Source organism: Mesorhizobium sp. WSM4822, assembly GCF_055811155.1.
The window spans coordinates 19,119-34,933 of the sequence record NZ_JBVVQM010000016.1 but is presented as its reverse complement, the minus strand read 5'-3'; the positions used below and the strand labels follow the sequence as shown (position 1 = coordinate 34,933).

Annotated in this window: 17 protein-coding genes; 7 read left to right on the top strand and 10 right to left on the bottom strand. The window is 62.8% G+C overall.

All coding sequences use genetic code 11. The annotated features are described in order from the left end of the window. The first annotated feature begins 188 nt into the window (after window positions 1–188). From urtB to AC0L3E_RS29520, 5 genes are all read left to right on the top strand, one after another. Window positions 189–1,802 (top strand): urea ABC transporter permease subunit UrtB, encoded by a 1,614-nt coding sequence (gene urtB / locus AC0L3E_RS29540; protein WP_127271301.1) that lies wholly within the window; start codon window positions 189–191, stop codon window positions 1,800–1,802. Next, window positions 1,799–3,031 carry an urea ABC transporter permease subunit UrtC gene (urtC, locus tag AC0L3E_RS29535; protein WP_473606311.1) on the top strand — a complete coding sequence of 411 codons (1,233 nt, stop codon included), beginning with the start codon at window positions 1,799–1,801 and terminating at the stop codon, window positions 3,029–3,031. The genes urtB and urtC overlap by 4 nt, the downstream gene beginning before the upstream one ends. A 6-nt stretch (window positions 3,032–3,037) precedes the next feature. Continuing rightward, on the top strand, window positions 3,038–3,784 hold the full coding sequence (gene urtD / locus AC0L3E_RS29530) for an urea ABC transporter ATP-binding protein UrtD (protein WP_127271299.1): 747 nt from the start codon (window positions 3,038–3,040) through the stop codon (window positions 3,782–3,784). A gap of 69 nt (window positions 3,785–3,853) precedes the next feature. Then, window positions 3,854–4,549, top strand: a complete 696-nt coding sequence (gene urtE, locus AC0L3E_RS29525; RefSeq protein WP_023813006.1) for an urea ABC transporter ATP-binding subunit UrtE — start codon at window positions 3,854–3,856, stop codon at window positions 4,547–4,549. A 271-nt stretch (window positions 4,550–4,820) separates the two neighbouring features. Further along, entirely contained in the window at window positions 4,821–4,997 is a 177-nt protein-coding gene (locus AC0L3E_RS29520) for a hypothetical protein (RefSeq protein ID WP_081738697.1), read from the top strand. Between the two features lie 49 nt (window positions 4,998–5,046). Here AC0L3E_RS29520 and AC0L3E_RS29515 read toward each other — a convergent pair whose 3' ends face one another. The 8 genes from AC0L3E_RS29515 to AC0L3E_RS29480 all read right to left on the bottom strand — a co-directional run bounded on the left by AC0L3E_RS29515 (window position 5,047) and on the right by AC0L3E_RS29480 (window position 13,122). After that, window positions 5,047–6,198 carry a GGDEF domain-containing protein gene (locus tag AC0L3E_RS29515; RefSeq protein ID WP_128308208.1) on the bottom strand — a complete coding sequence of 384 codons (1,152 nt, stop codon included), beginning with the start codon at window positions 6,196–6,198 and terminating at the stop codon, window positions 5,047–5,049. A 115-nt stretch (window positions 6,199–6,313) separates the two neighbouring features. Next, window positions 6,314–7,135 carry a DUF72 domain-containing protein gene (locus tag AC0L3E_RS29510; RefSeq protein ID WP_473606310.1) on the bottom strand — a complete coding sequence of 274 codons (822 nt, stop codon included), beginning with the start codon at window positions 7,133–7,135 and terminating at the stop codon, window positions 6,314–6,316. 23 nt (window positions 7,136–7,158) lie between these two features. Continuing rightward, window positions 7,159–7,629 (bottom strand): GNAT family N-acetyltransferase, encoded by a 471-nt coding sequence (locus AC0L3E_RS29505; RefSeq protein WP_127270122.1) that lies wholly within the window; start codon window positions 7,627–7,629, stop codon window positions 7,159–7,161. A 31-nt stretch (window positions 7,630–7,660) separates the two neighbouring features. Further along, window positions 7,661–10,582, bottom strand: coding sequence for an excinuclease ABC subunit UvrA (gene uvrA / locus AC0L3E_RS29500; RefSeq protein WP_256746438.1), 2,922 nt, complete (start codon window positions 10,580–10,582; stop codon window positions 7,661–7,663). Between the two features lie 718 nt (window positions 10,583–11,300). Then, window positions 11,301–11,597: a hypothetical protein gene (locus AC0L3E_RS29495; protein ID WP_128308674.1), complete on the bottom strand. Its 297-nt coding sequence runs from the start codon at window positions 11,595–11,597 to the stop codon at window positions 11,301–11,303. A gap of 92 nt (window positions 11,598–11,689) precedes the next feature. Further along, window positions 11,690–12,295, bottom strand: coding sequence for an ATP-dependent Clp protease proteolytic subunit (locus AC0L3E_RS29490; RefSeq protein WP_127270740.1), 606 nt, complete (start codon window positions 12,293–12,295; stop codon window positions 11,690–11,692). A 24-nt stretch (window positions 12,296–12,319) separates the two neighbouring features. Further along, window positions 12,320–12,811 (bottom strand): SRPBCC family protein, encoded by a 492-nt coding sequence (locus AC0L3E_RS29485; RefSeq protein ID WP_128308675.1) that lies wholly within the window; start codon window positions 12,809–12,811, stop codon window positions 12,320–12,322. Next, window positions 12,808–13,122, bottom strand: a complete 315-nt coding sequence (locus tag AC0L3E_RS29480; RefSeq protein WP_013531836.1) for an ArsR/SmtB family transcription factor — start codon at window positions 13,120–13,122, stop codon at window positions 12,808–12,810. The genes AC0L3E_RS29485 and AC0L3E_RS29480 overlap by 4 nt, the downstream gene beginning before the upstream one ends. Before the next feature lie 226 nt (window positions 13,123–13,348). Here AC0L3E_RS29480 and AC0L3E_RS29475 point away from each other — a divergent pair, with 226 nt between their 5' ends. Both AC0L3E_RS29475 and AC0L3E_RS29470 read left to right on the top strand, forming a co-directional pair. Next, the gene (locus AC0L3E_RS29475) at window positions 13,349–13,870 is read left to right on the top strand and encodes a single-stranded DNA-binding protein (RefSeq protein WP_127270744.1); all 522 of its coding nucleotides are present in this window, start codon (window positions 13,349–13,351) and stop codon (window positions 13,868–13,870) included. Window positions 13,871–13,987: 117 nt separating this feature from the next. Next, window positions 13,988–14,413, top strand: coding sequence for an OsmC family protein (locus tag AC0L3E_RS29470; protein ID WP_127270746.1), 426 nt, complete (start codon window positions 13,988–13,990; stop codon window positions 14,411–14,413). A gap of 32 nt (window positions 14,414–14,445) precedes the next feature. On the opposite strand, the gene AC0L3E_RS29465 is transcribed toward AC0L3E_RS29470, so the two are convergent. After that, window positions 14,446–15,075 (bottom strand): MarC family protein, encoded by a 630-nt coding sequence (locus AC0L3E_RS29465; RefSeq protein ID WP_013531832.1) that lies wholly within the window; start codon window positions 15,073–15,075, stop codon window positions 14,446–14,448. 155 nt (window positions 15,076–15,230) lie between these two features. Further along, window positions 15,231–15,761 carry a hypothetical protein gene (locus AC0L3E_RS29460; protein ID WP_473606309.1) on the bottom strand — a complete coding sequence of 177 codons (531 nt, stop codon included), beginning with the start codon at window positions 15,759–15,761 and terminating at the stop codon, window positions 15,231–15,233. Window positions 15,762–15,815 lie beyond the last annotated feature (54 nt).

The following is a 15,815-nucleotide window of genomic DNA, read 5'->3' as shown; positions in this document are numbered from 1 at the left end:
CCGCCCCCCTCCCCGCCCCCCCCCCCCAACTCCACCCCCCCCCCCCCCCCCCCCCCCCCCCCCCCCCCCCCCCCCCCCGTCTCGCCCCCCTCCCCCCCCCCCCCCCCCCCCCCCGCGGGGGGGGGGGCGGGGGGCCCCCCCCCCCCCCCCCCACGCCCACTTCAACCTTCAGGGGTTACCAGAGACCGATGATCTTGATCCGCACGGGTTTGATGCTGTTGTTCCTGCTGGCGACGCTGTCGTCCTCCGGCGCCGGCGAAGCCGATCTGCGCGGCATCATCGCCAAATTCGCCACGGCCAAGGGCTTTTCCGAGATCGGGGCCGTCGTCCACGAACTGGCGGCCGCCGGCGATCCGGCGGTAGAGCGGCCGCTTGCGGCACTTGCCGACGGCAACCTGTATGTCCGCAAGGCTGATTCCCTTGTGTTTGTCGGCAAGGAAGCGGGCGAAAGCGTCCAGCTTTCCGACCCGTTGAGCGGCGAGGCGTCGGGCGAGGCGGCCAAGGACGGCATCACCAAGATCAAGGTCAACAACACGCTGCGTCGCGTCATACGCGATGCGTTGGGCACGCTGACGCTCGGCGCCAAGGACCCGGCCGTGCGTGTTGCCGCCGCAGACACCATGTTCAAGACGCCCGACGCCGCAAACATCGGACCGCTCGACACGGCAATCGCCAGTGAGACCGTGGCCAGCGTCAAGGCGCTGCTCGAACAGGCTCGTGCCGCCTCCGTTCTGGTCTCCGACCGGCCTGAAGCCGACAAGCTCGCTGCAATTGCCCTGATCGGCGCGCGTGGCGACCGCGATGCGGTTTCCCTGCTCACCTCGGTCGAGGCGAATTCCACCGACGCGGTCAAGCAAGCGGCGACGACCGCAATCGCCAACATCAATTCGACGCTGGCCTTCTGGGATGCCGGGCAGAACATCTGGTACGGCATCTCGCTGGGCTCGGTGCTGCTGCTGGCGGCAATCGGCCTTGCCATCACCTTCGGCGTCATGGGCGTCATCAACATGGCGCATGGCGAGATGGTCATGCTCGGCGCCTACACGACCTTCGTCGTCCAGCAGGTGATCCGCACCTCCTTTCCCGGCCTGTTCGACTGGTCGCTGGTCATTGCGCTGCCGCTCGCCTTCCTCGTTGCGGCCCTGGTTGGCCTGATCATCGAGCGCGGCGTCATCCGTTTCCTCTATGGCCGGCCGCTTGAAACGCTGCTGGCGACATGGGGCGTCTCGCTGATCCTGCAACAGGCCGTGCGCTCGATCTTCGGGCCGACCAACCAGGAGGTCGGCAACCCATCCTGGATGTCGGGCTCGTTCAATCTCGGCCAGTTGGCGATCACCTGGAACCGGCTGTGGATCCTGGTTTTCGCGCTCGCTGTCTTCGGCATCCTGCTCTACGTGATGAAGCGCACGCCCTGGGGCCTGCAGATGCGCGCCGTCACCGCCAACCGGCGCATGGCCGCCTCGATGGGCATCAGGACGCCATGGGTAGACGCGCTGACCTTCGCGCTCGGCTCCGGCATTGCAGGCATTGCCGGCGTCGCGCTCAGCCAGATCGACAACGTCTCGCCCAATCTCGGTCGCGGCTACATCATCGACAGCTTCATGGTCGTCGTCTTCGGCGGCGTCGGCAATCTGTGGGGCACGCTGGTCGGCGCCTTCTCGCTCGGCATCGTCAACAAGTTCCTCGAGCCCTATGCGGGCGCGGTGCTCGGCAAGATCGTCGTGCTGGTGCTGATCATCCTGTTCATCCAGAAGCGCCCGCGCGGCCTGTTCGCGCTCAAGGGCAGGGCGGTGGAAGCATGATCACGGGACGCTTCTTTGCCGCCGGCGCGGACCGCCGCATCGCCATCACGATCTTCATCCTGCTGGCGGTGGCCGTCCTTGTGCCGCTGCTCAACCTTGCGGTGTCTCCCACCAGCGCCTTCTACGTCCCTTCCTATATCGTTGCGCTCACCGGCAAATATCTCTGCTATGCGCTGCTCGCCTTGGCACTTGACCTGGTCTGGGGCTATTGCGGCATCCTCTCGCTCGGTCACGGCGCCTTCTTCGCTCTCGGCGGCTATGCGATGGGCATGTATCTGATGCGCCAGATCGGTTCGCGCGGCGTTTACGGCAATCCCATCTTGCCCGATTTCATGGTGTTCCTGAACTACAAGGAACTGCCCTGGTTCTGGTACGGTTTCGACCACTTCTGGTTCGCCGGCTTCATGGTGCTCGCGGTGCCCGGCCTGCTCGCTTTCGTCTTTGGCTGGTTCGCCTTCCGCAGCCGCGTCACCGGCGTTTATCTCTCGATCATCACCCAGGCGATGACCTACGCGCTGCTGCTTGCCTTTTTTCGCAACGACATGGGGTTCGGCGGCAACAACGGCCTGACCGATTTCAAGGATATTCTCGGCTTCAACGTGCAGGCCGACGCGACGCGTTCGGCGCTGTTCGCCGCCAGCGCCGTGATGCTGGCACTTGCCGTCTTCGTCACCTGGGCGATCGTCGGCTCCAAATACGGCAAGCTCCTGATGGCGGTGCGCGATGCCGAGAGCCGCACGCGCTTCCTCGGCTGGCGGGCCGAGAACGTGAAACTGTTCGCCTTCACCGTCTCGGCTGTCATGGCCGGCATAGCCGGCGCGCTCTACGTGCCGCAGGTCGGCATCATCAATCCGGGCGAGTTCGAGCCGGCCAATTCGATTGAAGTCGTCGTCTGGGCCGCCGTCGGCGGACGCGGCACCATTGTCGGGCCGATCATCGGTGCGTTGCTGGTCAATGCCGGCAAATCCTGGTTCACCGGCGTGCTACCGGAGTTCTGGCTGTTTGCACTGGGCGGGCTGTTCGTCGCCGTCACGCTTTTGCTGCCCAAGGGCATCATCGGCATGTGGGACAGTTGGCGCGGCAACGCCAAGGCGTTGCGAGCAGCTTCGATTGCCGAGGAAGCCGGCAGCGACCCCGACGTTCCGACGCCGGCTAAAATCGTTCGCGGCGAGGCGAGCAAGCCCGGCGACTGGTCCGCCAGCAACCCCGAACCGCAGCCGGCGGAGTGAGCGACCATGTCAAAGTCGAACACGATCCTTTATCTCGACGGCGTCTCGGTCTCCTTCGACGGCTTTCGCGCCATCAACAATCTGTCGCTGGTGCTCGACAAGGGTGAGATGCGCGCCATCATCGGCCCCAACGGCGCCGGCAAGACGACGATGATGGACATCGTCACCGGCAAGACGCGGCCCGACGAAGGCGACGTGTTCTTCGACGGCCAGGTCGATCTGACCAAGCATGACGAGGCCGAAATCGCCATGATGGGTATCGGCCGCAAGTTTCAGAAGCCGACCGTGTTCGAAAGCCACACGATCGAGGAAAACCTGATGTTGGCGCTGAAGGGACCGCGCTCGATCTTCCCGGCGCTGTTCCATCGCCGCTCGACCGCCGAGACGCGGCAGATCGATGACATCCTCGGCATCATCCGGCTTGGCGACAAGCGTGACGAACTGGCGGCCAATCTGAGCCATGGACAAAAGCAGTGGCTCGAGATCGGCATGCTCCTGGCGCAGGACCCGAAACTGCTTCTGGTCGACGAACCGGTCGCCGGCATGACCGATGCCGAGACCGAGGAGACCGCGCGGCTGCTCAAGGATATTGCCCGCGACCATTCGGTCATCGTCGTCGAGCATGACATGCATTTCGTGCGCGAGCTCGGCGTCAAGGTCACCTGCCTGCATGAGGGCTCGGTGCTCTCGGAAGGCACACTCGATTTCGTGTCGGCCGACGAGCGTGTCGTCGAAGTCTATCTGGGGAGATGAGCATGGTCTGGCGGGTGCAGTTCCATCATTTCGATCTGTCGTTTCTGCGGTTCTGGAAAAGGCGCTGACATGCTCGAAGTTTCCAATGCCACGCTGCACTACGGCGCCGCCCAGGCACTGCGCGGCGTGTCGCTGAAGGCGGGCGCCGGCAAGATCACCTGCGTGCTCGGCCGCAACGGCGTCGGCAAGACCAGTTTGATGAGATCGATCGTCGGCCACCACCGGCTGACGAGCGGAAGCGTTGCCTTCGAGGGGAAGGCGCTCGACCGGAGCGCGGCGTATGACCGCGCCCGGTCGGGCATCGCATTCGTACCGCAGGGCAGGGAGGTCTTTCCGCTGCTCACCGTGCGGGAGAACCTGGAATCAGGCTTTGCGCCGCTGAAACGGGCCGACCGCAACATTCCGGCGCATGTCTTCGAATTGTTCCCGGTGCTGAAGCAGATGCTCGGCCGCCGCGGCGGTGATCTTTCCGGCGGCCAGCAGCAGCAGCTCGCCATCGGACGGGCGCTGGTGATGCGGCCGAAACTGCTGGTGCTCGACGAGCCGACCGAGGGCATCCAGCCGTCGATCATCAAGGACATCGGCCGCGCCATCCGCTACCTGCGTGACCAGGCCGGCATCGCCGTGCTTCTGGTCGAACAATATCTCGATTTCTGCCGCGAGTTGGCCGACGAGGTCAACATCATGGACCGTGGCGTGATCGTCCATACCGGTCCGGCGGAAGATCTGGACCGTGCTGATGTCAGGAAGTTCCTGACGGTCTAGAATCGCCAACGCACTTCAGTTGACGATCCGAAGTCCTTGGCAAGTCCAGTATTTCTCCGGCCCTGCACCAGCGTCTCTGGTGCATCGGCAGCTGCGTGCTAGTCTTTTCCTAGGCTTTTGTGAGTCGGCCGCTTCCGTACCAGTCTGGTTTATCGCAGATCGAGGAGCACGGCCAATGCCGGGCAAGTTTCACGCAAGCAAGGCTGCCTAGCTTCCCTCCTGCGATCTCTGTCGTTCAAACGCGTTTGGGCACACAGGCTAAGGGACAGCCATGGAACGTTACGTCGAGGATTACCAGAAGCGGCGGCTTATCGAACGTGTCGATATCATCGCTGCCATCAACATCTTGAGATCACAGGGCTGCGATTACGACGATCTGATCGAGGAGATCACCAAGGTCTTCTATGTCGATCTCGATACCTTCAATGAGATTGTCATGGCGGCCTAGGAGCTGCATTCGTCTCGCCACGATCAGAGGCCGGTGTTGACACACGCGATCAGCCTGCGCGCCTGAGCGGAGAGGCGGTGACGCGGTTTCGGCCACTGCGCTTGGCGTCGTAGAGCGCCTTGTCGGCGGCATTGAGCACCTTGTCGAAGCCGAGGCCTTCCTTGGTGCCGAAAGCAAATCCGGCACTGACCGTGCATATCAGCGAGCCTGTCTCGGTTTCGATGCGGTGCGCGGCGAAAGCTGCCCGGATGGCCTCGGCGGTGGCCTCCACCGTTTCGGGCAAGGTCCGCTTCAGCACCAGCGCGAATTCCTCGCCGCCCATGCGCGCGGCGACATCGCCCGGGCGAAGATTGCTGGCGAGTTCCCGTGCAAATACCTTCAGCACCTCATCGCCGGCGGCGTGGCCGAATTCGTCGTTGATGGCCTTGAAGTTGTCGAGGTCGAAGACGACCACCGCCGTGAAGGCACCGACCGGCGCATCGCCGTGCAGGTCGAATAGGGCGCGGCGGTTGAGCAGGCCGGTCAGCGGGTCGGTCAGGGCATTGTGGCGGTGATGCCGGGCCAGACGCCCTTGGTTCAGGGCCAGGGAAAGCGCTCCGATGCCGGTCATGCTGGCAATGACGATGATGAGGCTCAGTTCCTCGGCCCAGTTGCTTGGCGCATGTCCAAGGACCAGCTTTCCCTCCCAGGCCAAAACCATGGCGCAGAGAGCAAAGGATGCGGCCGTGGCCGAATAGAGCGCGGTGATACCGGTTGTCAGGGCAGGGGCTTCGTCGCGGCCTTTCCAGTATTCGACCGCCGTTGCGAACAGAAGCAAGGCGGCGAAGGCATTTTCGAACATGAAGCCCAGCCCGTCATAGCCTAGAGCCATGGGAGGCAATGTCACGGCCAGCGAAATGGCGCTGCCAAACGCCGTTCGCGGCACTGGCGAGCCGCCGGTTCTGAACTGGTAGGCCGCGCCCAGCATTGTCGAGAAACCGAGCAGGAGGAAAGCCAGCGTGGCGATGCCCAGCAGGCGCCCGGGCATATCGATATAGGCGTCATAGAAAAAAATATCGCCGACCACGAACACCAGGCTGACCGCCCATGTCAGCAGGAACTTTTCCGAGCGAGCGGTCAGCCACATGCCAAACAAGGTCAGGCTCAGGCAGGCAGCGGAAAAACCGACAGCCAGCAGAAGTGAAGTGTAGTCGAGCGACATGCCCCTCGTCCTTGCCCGCGGCGGCCCAGATTTGCGACTGGTTCAGCTGGATTCATGCAGCAAGGAGGTATCGATAAGGTTACGACGATGGCGAAGATGCCATGATTCCGCAGCGTCAGGGCACCGACAGATCCTGGTCCACCCGCTTCATCAGTGCCATGGCGCCGAACGGCGCGCGCACCTTGCCCTCCGTGATGAAGTAGACGAACACGTCGCGCGGCTTGACCGGCGCATCGGTGGCGGGGTCGGCGCGCCGCAGGTCGGCCGGCTGCTTGCCTTGCGCCCAGATCTTTACCCGCGCGGCCCATTCATCGAGGCCTTTCGGCGTGTAGCAGTCTGGATTGTCATCGCTGCCGGTCTGCAGCCGGGCGTAGACGAAATCGGCGGTGACGTCGGCGATATCGGGATATTTGGCATGGTCGGCGTAGACGATCGCGGCCTTGTATTTTCGGGCAAGTGCTGCGAATTCCGGCACGACAAAACTGTCGTTGCGGACTTCGAGCGCATGGCGCAGCGCAACGCCGTCCTGCTTTTCCGGCAGCAGTTTCAAAAAGGCTTCGAAATCGTCCGGATCGAATTTCTTGGTCGGCGCGAACTGCCACAGGATCGGCCCGAGCTTTTCCCCGAGTGCGGCAACGCCCGAGCCGAGGAAGCGCGTCATCGATTCGCCGGCCTCGCCCAGCACGCGCCGGTTGGTGACGAAGCGGTTGCCCTTTAGCGAGTACACGAAACCGTCCGGCGCCTCGTTGGCCCATTTGACGAAGGTCGGTTCCTTGAAGCTGGAATAGTAAGTGCCGTTGACCTCGATGCTCGGCACCTGGCGAGTGGCGTAGTTCAGCTGCTTGGCCTTGGAGAGCTTGTCGGGATAGAAGGACGTATCCCAGGGCTCGAAGGTCCAGCCGCCCATGCCGGCGTGGATCGTTCCCGATGTGCTCATTGTCATCCTCCCAAGTTCAGAAATCAGGCCGCTGTGCTCTCGTGGACCGATTTCGCCATGTCGACCAGCACCCATCCCGGCCGGTAGGGATTGGGCCGGCGACCCGTTTCGTGGAAACCATAGGCCAGATAGAGCGCGATGTTCCGTTCCATCCTGGCGTTGGTGTAAAGCCGCACCTCGGGCAGGCCCCAGAGACGGGTCAGCTCATCCGCGTGTTTCAGCAGCGCAATGCCGAAGCCCTTGCCCTGAAAGTCAGGAGAGACCGCGACGGAGAAGATCATCGCGTGGTCGTCATGCCGTTCCAGCGTGATCAGTCCGGCAAGTCCGCCGCCACTTTCCAACACCCACACCTCGCCACGCGCGATGCGCGGCGCGTAGTCCTCGGTGACTGGGATCGGCGGTGCGCCTAACAGTGCAGTGTAAGGCGCATAGGCCGCTTGCGTCAGCGAGACGACGGTTTGGAGATCACCGGCAAGCGCTCTTCTGATTTTCATTCAAAAGCTCTCCAGGCGCCAACCGGTCCGATCACTCCGCCGCTTCGCGCTTGCCTCCGGGGCGCCGCTCCAGAAGCTCCTTGAGGAACTGGCCGGTGTAGCTGCGCTTCTCGCGCACGATCGCTTCCGGCGTGCCGGAGGCAACCAGTTCGCCGCCGCCGTCGCCGCCTTCGGGGCCGAGGTCGAGCACCCAGTCGGCGGTTTTGATCACTTCGAGATTGTGCTCGATGACCACCACCGTGTTGCCCTGGTCGACCAGTTCATGCAGCACTTCCAACAGCTTGGCGACGTCGTGGAAATGCAGGCCGGTGGTCGGCTCGTCGAGGATATAGAGCGTCTTGCCGGTCGCCTTGCGCGACAGTTCCTTGGCGAGCTTGATGCGCTGCGCCTCGCCGCCGGACAGTGTCGTCGCCTGCTGGCCGATATGGATGTAGCCGAGGCCGACCTGCTTCAGCGTGTCGAGCTTGTCGCGCACGCCGGGCACGGCGGCGAAGAAGTCGACGCCTTCCTCGACCGTCATGTCGAGCACATCGGCGATCGACTTGCCCTTGAACACGACGTCGAGCGTCTCTCTGTTGTAGCGCTTGCCGTGGCAGACGTCGCAGGTGACGTAGACGTCGGGCAAAAAGTGCATCTCGATCTTGATGACGCCGTCGCCCTGGCAGGCTTCGCAGCGGCCGCCCTTAACGTTGAAGGAGAAGCGGCCGGGCTGGTAGCCGCGCGCTTTGGCCTCCGGCAGGCCGGCGAACCAGTCGCGGATTGGCGTGAAGGCGCCGGTATAGGTGGCGGGGTTCGAACGCGGAGTCCTGCCAATGGGCGACTGGTCGATGTCGATGACCTTGTCGAGGAATTCGAGGCCCTCGATGCGGTCGTGGTCGGCCGGGTGCTCGCGCGAGCCCATGATGCGGCGCGAGGCAGCCTTGAACAGGGTTTCGATCAGGAAGGTCGACTTGCCGCCGCCCGACACGCCGGTGACGGCGGTGAAGGTGCCGAGCGGTATTTCGGCGGTGACGTTCTTCAGATTGTTGCCGCGCGCGCCGACGATCTTCAGGCGGCGGTTCTTCTTCGCTTCACGCCGCACGCCGGGCGTCGCCACTTCGAGCGCGCCGGACAGATATTTGCCGGTGATCGAATTGGGATTGGCCATTACCTGCTGCGGGGTGCCCTGGGCGATGATCTCGCCGCCATGGATGCCGGCGGCCGGACCCATGTCGACGACATAGTCGGCATGCAGGATGGCGTCCTCGTCATGCTCGACGACGATCACCGTGTTGCCGATATCGCGCAGGTGCTTCAGCGTATCGAGCAGGCGGGCATTGTCGCGCTGATGCAGGCCGATCGACGGCTCGTCCAGCACATAGAGCACGCCCGTGAGACCGGAGCCGATCTGCGATGCCAGCCGGATGCGCTGGCTCTCGCCGCCTGACAGCGTGCCGGAATTGCGCGACAGCGTCAGGTAGTCGAGCCCGACATCGTTGAGGAAGCGCAGCCGCTCGCGGATCTCCTTGAGCACCCGCACCGCGATCTCGTTCTGCTTGTCGTTGAGCGACGCGGGCAGGTCGGTGAACCACTGGTCGGCCTTGCGGATGGAAAGCTCGGTGACTTCGCCGATATGTCTGCCTGCGATCTTCACCGCCAGCGACTCCGGCTTCAGCCGATACCCCTTGCAGGCCGGGCAGGGCGTGGCCGACATGAAGCGCTCGATCTCTTCACGCATCCAGGCGGATTCGGTCTCTTTCCAGCGCCGCTCGAGATTGGGAATGACGCCTTCAAAGGTCTTGGTGGTCTTGTAGGAGCGCAGGCCGTCATCATACTGGAAGGTGATTTCGCGCTCACCCGTGCCGTGCAGGATAGCTTCCTTGGCCTCTTCGGACAAATCCTTGAACTTGTCGCCAAGCTTGAAGCCATAGGCCTTGCCCAGCGCTTCCAGCGTTTGCGCGTAATAGGGGGAAGTCGATTTCGCCCACGGGCTGACGGCGCCGTCGCGCAGCGAGATGTTCTCGTCCGGCACGATCAGATTGCCATCGATGGCGCGCTGGCTGCCGAGACCGTCACAGGTCGGGCAGGCGCCGAACGGGTTGTTGAACGAGAACAGGCGCGGTTCGATTTCCGGAATGGTGAAGCCGGAGACCGGGCAAGCGAACTTTTCCGAGAACAGGATGCGCTCATGCGTCTCGTTCTTCGACTTGTTGACCGAATCCTCGCCGGTCTGGCTGGAATCGAGCGGCTTGTCGGCGAATTCGGCGACCGCCAGCCCATCGGCCAGCTTCAGCGCCGTTTCGATGGAATCGGCAAGCCGCGTCGCCAGATCGCCGCGCACGACGATGCGGTCGACGACGACGTCGAGGTCATGCTTGTACTTCTTGTCCAGCGCCGGCACGTCGGCGATCTCATAGAAGACGCCGTCGACCTTGACGCGTTGAAAGCCCTTCTTCTGCAGTTCCAGTAATTCCTTGCGGTACTCGCCTTTGCGGCCGCGCACCATCGGCGCCAGGATGAACAGGCGCGTGCCTTCCTCGATCGCCAGCACGCGGTCGACCATCTGCGAAACCGTCTGGCTCTCAATCGGCAGGCCGGTGGCCGGCGAATAGGGGATGCCGACGCGGGCGAACAGGAGCCGCATGTAGTCGTAGATCTCGGTGACGGTGCCGACCGTTGAACGCGGGTTCTTCGAGGTGGTCTTCTGCTCGATGGAAATGGCGGGCGACAGGCCGTCGATCTGGTCGACGTCAGGCTTCTGCATCATCTCAAGGAATTGCCGCGCGTAGGCCGACAGGCTTTCGACGTAGCGGCGCTGGCCCTCGGCATAGATCGTGTCGAAGGCCAGCGATGACTTGCCGGACCCCGACAGGCCGGTCATGACAATCAGGCTGTCACGCGGCAAGTCGAGATCGACATTCTTCAGATTGTGTTCGCGCGCCCCGCGAATGGAAAGATATTTATGGTCGGCCATAGCCGGTCGCCGCCTCAGAATCTGGAATTTCCTGGAATGGCGGGTTTTCCCGGCCATCCCCTATGTAGGTAGTTTTGCCGCCACGTCGAGATACGCCACAATTCCCGACGAGAGCGTTTAAGCGTCTTTCGCGTGAACGGGCAAGCGGAAAGAACAAAGGCCGAACACGCTCCTGACAAAGCTGTGCAAAAACTGACCTGCACGTAACCTCCTAGCGATCACATTTTTCGGTAACCGGCTATTGATGGTTGACGCCACCAGCTGACGGGAGCAGTCTCCAGCAGTCAACGAAGCCGGCCGTCTTTCGATGGCCTCGCCGCCCAAAGGCGGCCTGCGAGACGCCGCAGGCATTTGCGATGTGTGCTTCGAATTGACAAACAATCGCAACGGACAGAGGAGCGGAGCTATGACGCCACCGGATCGTCCCCTAGGGTTCCAGTTGTCACTGGAGCCGAGGCAGGCATAAGTGCCAGGGTTCAGCGTTTTCGCCAGCCGGCAAACCGTGACCTGCCATCTCCCGTAAAAATCAGAGACTGCTAGTCGGATCGTCGGCTGAATGCCGCGGTGCATCCGAAATCAAACGCCGGCAGTACACTCCCGGTAAAATTGGATTTGAGATCCAAAAAGGCCCCGTCCGTTTGCCCAAGGCACGGCGGGGCCGTTTTCATGTGCGGACTGTCTGTTGGCGACAGGCGCAGCGCAGCACGCGTCAGAACTGTCAGTGGCGCGGCGGCCCGATCGAGCCGGCGCCGACATCGACGGTGATGCTGCCGGAAATCCTGACATCCGTATCGCCGATCTTGAATGTGCCGTTCTCGACGGCTGGCAGCGCATCGTCCGGCTCGGGAGCCGGCTTGGCGATGCGGTAGTCGCCGGTCACGCCGGGCAGGGCGCCTTTTTGCGCCCACGGCGAACTGTCTTCGGCAAGTGCCGCGCCGCCGATGAGGCCCGCAATGGCGAGCGCTGCAACGGCGATGACGCGGTGCAATGATCTGGACTGATGAGTGTCGGTCATCCCAGGACTATAGTGGCGCGCCGCCGATGGAACCAGACCGGCATCGTCAAATCTTCGACTACCTGCCGGACGGTCTCCGATCCGGCCCTGGCTTACGCCGCCTTCTTTCGCGTGTCGAAAACATGGTCGACGATGCCCCAGGACTGGGCCTCGCGGGCGGTCATGAAGTGGTCGCGGTCGAGCGTGCGTTCCACCTCTTCATAGCTGCGGCCGCAATGCTGCGCGTAAAGTTCGGCCATGTGCCGTTTCGTCCGGCCGATGCGCTCGGCATGGCGCTGGATGTCGGATGCCTGGCCCTGGAACCCACCCAGCGGCTGATGCAGCAGGATAGTGGCATTCGGCAGGGAAATCCGGCGCCCCGGTGTGCCTGCCATCAGCAGGAACGAGCCCATCGAGGCGGCAAAGCCCATGCATACGGTGGACACCGGGCAGCTGATATATTGCATCGTATCGTAGATGGCGAAGCCGCTGGTCACCACGCCGCCCGGCGAGTTGATGTAGAGCGAGATCTCCTTGTCGGGATTGTCCGATTCCAGCGACAAAAGCTGCGCGCAGACCAGCGCCGAGATGTCGTCGTTGATCTCGCCGTTGATGAAGATGATGCGCTCGCGCAGCAGCCGCGAAAAGATGTCGAAGGCACGTTCGCCGCGGCTCGATTGCTCGATGACCATCGGCACCAGACTGGCAACACCGCTCATTGTCTCTCTCCGTCCGTTTTGTTTTCAGGCCGCGCGAAGCAGGAGGCGAGGCGTGTTTGCGGCGATTGGCTTAGATGACCTGTTCGCACCGAGCGAAACCCGGCAGCCGGCGCCTGCCATGGCGACGGCAGGCATGGTCTTGCGGGCAAAGCCGTCATGGACAATGCGCAGATGCGTGCCGCCGGAAACGGTTCGGGCAAGTGTGAAGGTGACGGTACTGTCGAGCGGATCCTGCCTGGCTGCGTCGCCCGGCTGCTCCCGCCAGGAATAGCGCAGCAGCTTCCCGGGTTCGGCGTCGAGGATTTCGCATTCGACCGGCGTTTCCGGTCCGGCGAAGGCAAAACGGTTGCCGATCTCGGGGCTGATGTCGTTCGGCATCATCCAGGCGGCCAGCAATTCCGGTACGGTCAGGGCCCGCCATACCTTTTCCGGCGGCTCGGCAAGCTCGTACTCGAACTCGAGCGCATCCGCGGCGTCGCCTTGGCCGTCGTTGGCCGCTAATCCCGCCTTCTTCATTGATCCATGTCCTTCAAAACCGCCTTCAGCCTTTCGATGCGCTCCGGCCAGAAGGTCCGGTAGCGTTCGATCCAGGAGAGCAAGGGGGCGAGCCCCTGCGGATCGGCGCGGTAATAGGCGTTGCGGCCGGCTCGCCGCTCGACCACCAGCCCGGCGCCACGCAGCACCGCCAGATGCTGCGACACCGCGGGCTGCGACACCGTCATCCCGGTGCGCAATTCCGACACGCTCATCTCGCCGGCGGCCAGCCGCTCAAAGACGGCGCGGCGCGTCGGGTCGGCCAGTGCGCGAAAAATCTCTGCTTCGATCATGCCAAAAGCATAAGTGCATACTTATTGATTTGGCAAGCGGTCTTTTCAGGCCCATATGATCGGCTTCGGCGTTGCTGCCATTCCTTGACAATAAGCAGCGATGCGGATAAGAACGAAAAGGGAACAAAAACCTTGTGGGTAAAGGCAGCCATGGCAAGCGGCGATCGCCTGCAGCCTGTAAGGTGCTGCGACAAAAATTTGTTTCGGATGAGCGCGGAGAAATATCATGGCGGGTAGCGTCAACAAGGTCATTCTGGTCGGCAATCTCGGCGCGGATCCCGAAATCCGTCGTCTGAATTCGGGTGAACCGGTCGTCAACATCCGCATCGCCACATCGGAAAGCTGGCGCGACAAGAATTCCGGCGAACGCAAGGAAAAAACCGAGTGGCACAACGTCGTCATCTTCAATGAGGGCATCGCCAAGGTGGCGGAGCAGTATCTAAAGAAGGGCATGAAGGTCTATGTCGAGGGCCAGTTGCAGACGCGCAAATGGCAGGACCAGACCGGTGCCGACAAGTACACGACGGAAGTCGTTCTGCAGAAATTCCGCGGTGAGCTGCAGATGCTCGACGCACGCGGACAGGGCGAGGGCGGTCAGGTCGGCGGCTATACCGGTGGCGGCAGCAGCCGTGGTTCCGATTTCGGCCAGTCCAGCCCGAGCGAAGGCTTCAATCGCGGTGGCGGCGGTGCCAAGAGCGGCGGCGGCGGTGGTTCGTCGCGCGAATTGGATGACGAAATCCCGTTCTGATCGCAACAGTTATGTCGGACACAGTGCCCCGAGAGTCGTTCATGGACTTTCGGGGTTTTGCATCGTGATTGAGGCTGACCGGGCCGATCAACGAAATACGGTGAGAGGACGAGTTGGGTGAAAGCGCGCGTAAAGTGGGTCGAGGAGCGCACCTTCGTCGGGGAATCCGGTAGCGGTCACAAGGTCGTGCTCGGAACAGCGCACGGACCGGAAGGCAGGACGCCGGGTCCAAGCCCGATGGAGCTGGTGCTGATCGGCACCGGTGGCTGTTCGGCCTATGATGTCGTGCATATCCTCGAAAAGGGCCGCGAGGCGGTCGAGGACTGCGTGGTCGAGCTTGATGCCGAGCGGGCCGAAACCGAGCCAAGAGTGTTCACCCGCATCCACATGCATTTCGTCGTCAAGGGCAGGGCACTCTCCAGCGTCAAGGTGAAACGCGCGATCGACCTTTCGATCGAAAAATATTGCTCGGCCTCCGCGATGCTGGCCAAGACCGCCACGATTACCCACGATTTCGAGGTCATCGACACGACGGCGAAATAGAACCGGCTTCGGGTTCTCGCCGCGTCAGCCTCTCAGCCTGCTATCAGCGCCTTGATGCCGTCGGCGACGAATTGCACAGCCAGTGCCGCCAGGATGACGCCAAGCAGACGGGTCAGAATCGAGCGGCCGGTCTGGCCGAGGATGCGGTCTATGCGTTCCGACAGCACGAACACCAGATAGGTGATGGCGAGGCAGACGAAGATGATGCCGACCAGCGCCGCCTGCGCCGCAAAGCCCTGAAAGGAACCTGAGAGCAGCACAGTTGCCGAAATGGCACCAGGGCCCGCGATCAGTGGGATCGCCAGCGGGAAGGCGGCGATGTTGTGGATCATGTCCTTGGTGATGGCGACGTCGCCGATCTTCTCCTTGCGGTCCTGCCGGCGCTCGAACACCATCTCGAAGGCGATGAAGAACAGCAGGAAACCGCCGGCGACGCGGAAGGCCGGCAACGTTATGCCGAACACCGACAGGATCGAGGCCCCGGCAACCGCAAACAGCGCCATCACCAGGAAACCGATGATCGAGGCGCGCACCGAAACCTGCTGGCGCTCCTCGCGGTTCATGCCGCGCGTCACGGCGAGGAACAGCGGCGCCAGGCCGGGCGGGTCGATGGTCACGAGAATGGTGACGAAAGCGTTGAACAGGCTGTCGAAACTCGGCATCTCTGACCCTCCCGCCGGGCTGTGCCCGTGCTAGAATATTGGTAGAGCAAAGCCCGTTCGGTGGGAACCGTTCGTGAGAAAGTGGTTGATACGGGACAGAGGGCAGCGCGAAGGATCGCGACGCTTTTATTCTGGGCTGCTGCAATCCTCGGAGATCAAACCGCTCGCCGCGCCAGGAACTCGACTTCCAGCCGCCATGTCGCGCCATTGTCTTGCGAGCGTTCGCCCAGCCAGCGGAAGGAGTTTTCGGTGATGCGTGAAAAGCTCCAGCGTACCGAGCTGCCGGTGCCGTCGGCGCCCACTTGCACGATCGTGTCACCCTCGGCGCGGCCGAGCTGGCGGCTGAAATACTGGTTGCGCGGGTCGCTCCAGAAGATGTGCCAGGCATCCGCGCCGGGATCATAGACGCGCAGCGTCGTGCCGTAAAAAGTCCATGTGCCCAAGGATGGCGATGGACCGGCGTCCCGCGCGGGCAGGATCCACACGTCCTGGATCGCCCGGCCTTCCAGCACCCAGCCGAAATGCACCTCGCCACGCCCTGTCAGCACAGTGCCGTCCTCGAGGTGGCGCGAGGCCTCAAACGTCCAGGCGCCGACGAAGCGGCCGTAAAGGCTCAGTTTTTCGGCAAGCCCTTCGATCGGTCCGGAGCTATGCAGGGCTTCGGCAAACGAGGATTGATCGAACATGGCTGCGGTCTCTTCTTGTCAGGAGACCGTTAGGAGTAGGCGGTGACGGGGTTC

Coding starts and splice junctions, on each gene's coding strand:
- AC0L3E_RS29495 (WP_128308674.1), bottom strand. CDS start 11,597: ATGACCGACACTCATCAGTCCAGATCATTGCACCGCGTCATCGCCGTT.
- urtB (WP_127271301.1), top strand. CDS start 189: ATGATCTTGATCCGCACGGGTTTGATGCTGTTGTTCCTGCTGGCGACG.
- AC0L3E_RS29465 (WP_013531832.1), bottom strand. CDS start 15,075: ATGCCGAGTTTCGACAGCCTGTTCAACGCTTTCGTCACCATTCTCGTG.
- AC0L3E_RS29460 (WP_473606309.1), bottom strand. CDS start 15,761: ATGTTCGATCAATCCTCGTTTGCCGAAGCCCTGCATAGCTCCGGACCG.
- AC0L3E_RS29480 (WP_013531836.1), bottom strand. CDS start 13,122: ATGATCGAAGCAGAGATTTTTCGCGCACTGGCCGACCCGACGCGCCGC.
- urtE (WP_023813006.1), top strand. CDS start 3,854: ATGCTCGAAGTTTCCAATGCCACGCTGCACTACGGCGCCGCCCAGGCA.
- AC0L3E_RS29475 (WP_127270744.1), top strand. CDS start 13,349: ATGGCGGGTAGCGTCAACAAGGTCATTCTGGTCGGCAATCTCGGCGCG.
- AC0L3E_RS29485 (WP_128308675.1), bottom strand. CDS start 12,811: ATGAAGAAGGCGGGATTAGCGGCCAACGACGGCCAAGGCGACGCCGCG.
- AC0L3E_RS29510 (WP_473606310.1), bottom strand. CDS start 7,135: ATGAGCACATCGGGAACGATCCACGCCGGCATGGGCGGCTGGACCTTC.
- AC0L3E_RS29520 (WP_081738697.1), top strand. CDS start 4,821: ATGGAACGTTACGTCGAGGATTACCAGAAGCGGCGGCTTATCGAACGT.
- AC0L3E_RS29505 (WP_127270122.1), bottom strand. CDS start 7,629: ATGAAAATCAGAAGAGCGCTTGCCGGTGATCTCCAAACCGTCGTCTCG.
- AC0L3E_RS29515 (WP_128308208.1), bottom strand. CDS start 6,198: ATGTCGCTCGACTACACTTCACTTCTGCTGGCTGTCGGTTTTTCCGCT.
- urtD (WP_127271299.1), top strand. CDS start 3,038: ATGTCAAAGTCGAACACGATCCTTTATCTCGACGGCGTCTCGGTCTCC.
- AC0L3E_RS29490 (WP_127270740.1), bottom strand. CDS start 12,295: ATGAGCGGTGTTGCCAGTCTGGTGCCGATGGTCATCGAGCAATCGAGC.
- uvrA (WP_256746438.1), bottom strand. CDS start 10,582: ATGGCCGACCATAAATATCTTTCCATTCGCGGGGCGCGCGAACACAAT.
- urtC (WP_473606311.1), top strand. CDS start 1,799: ATGATCACGGGACGCTTCTTTGCCGCCGGCGCGGACCGCCGCATCGCC.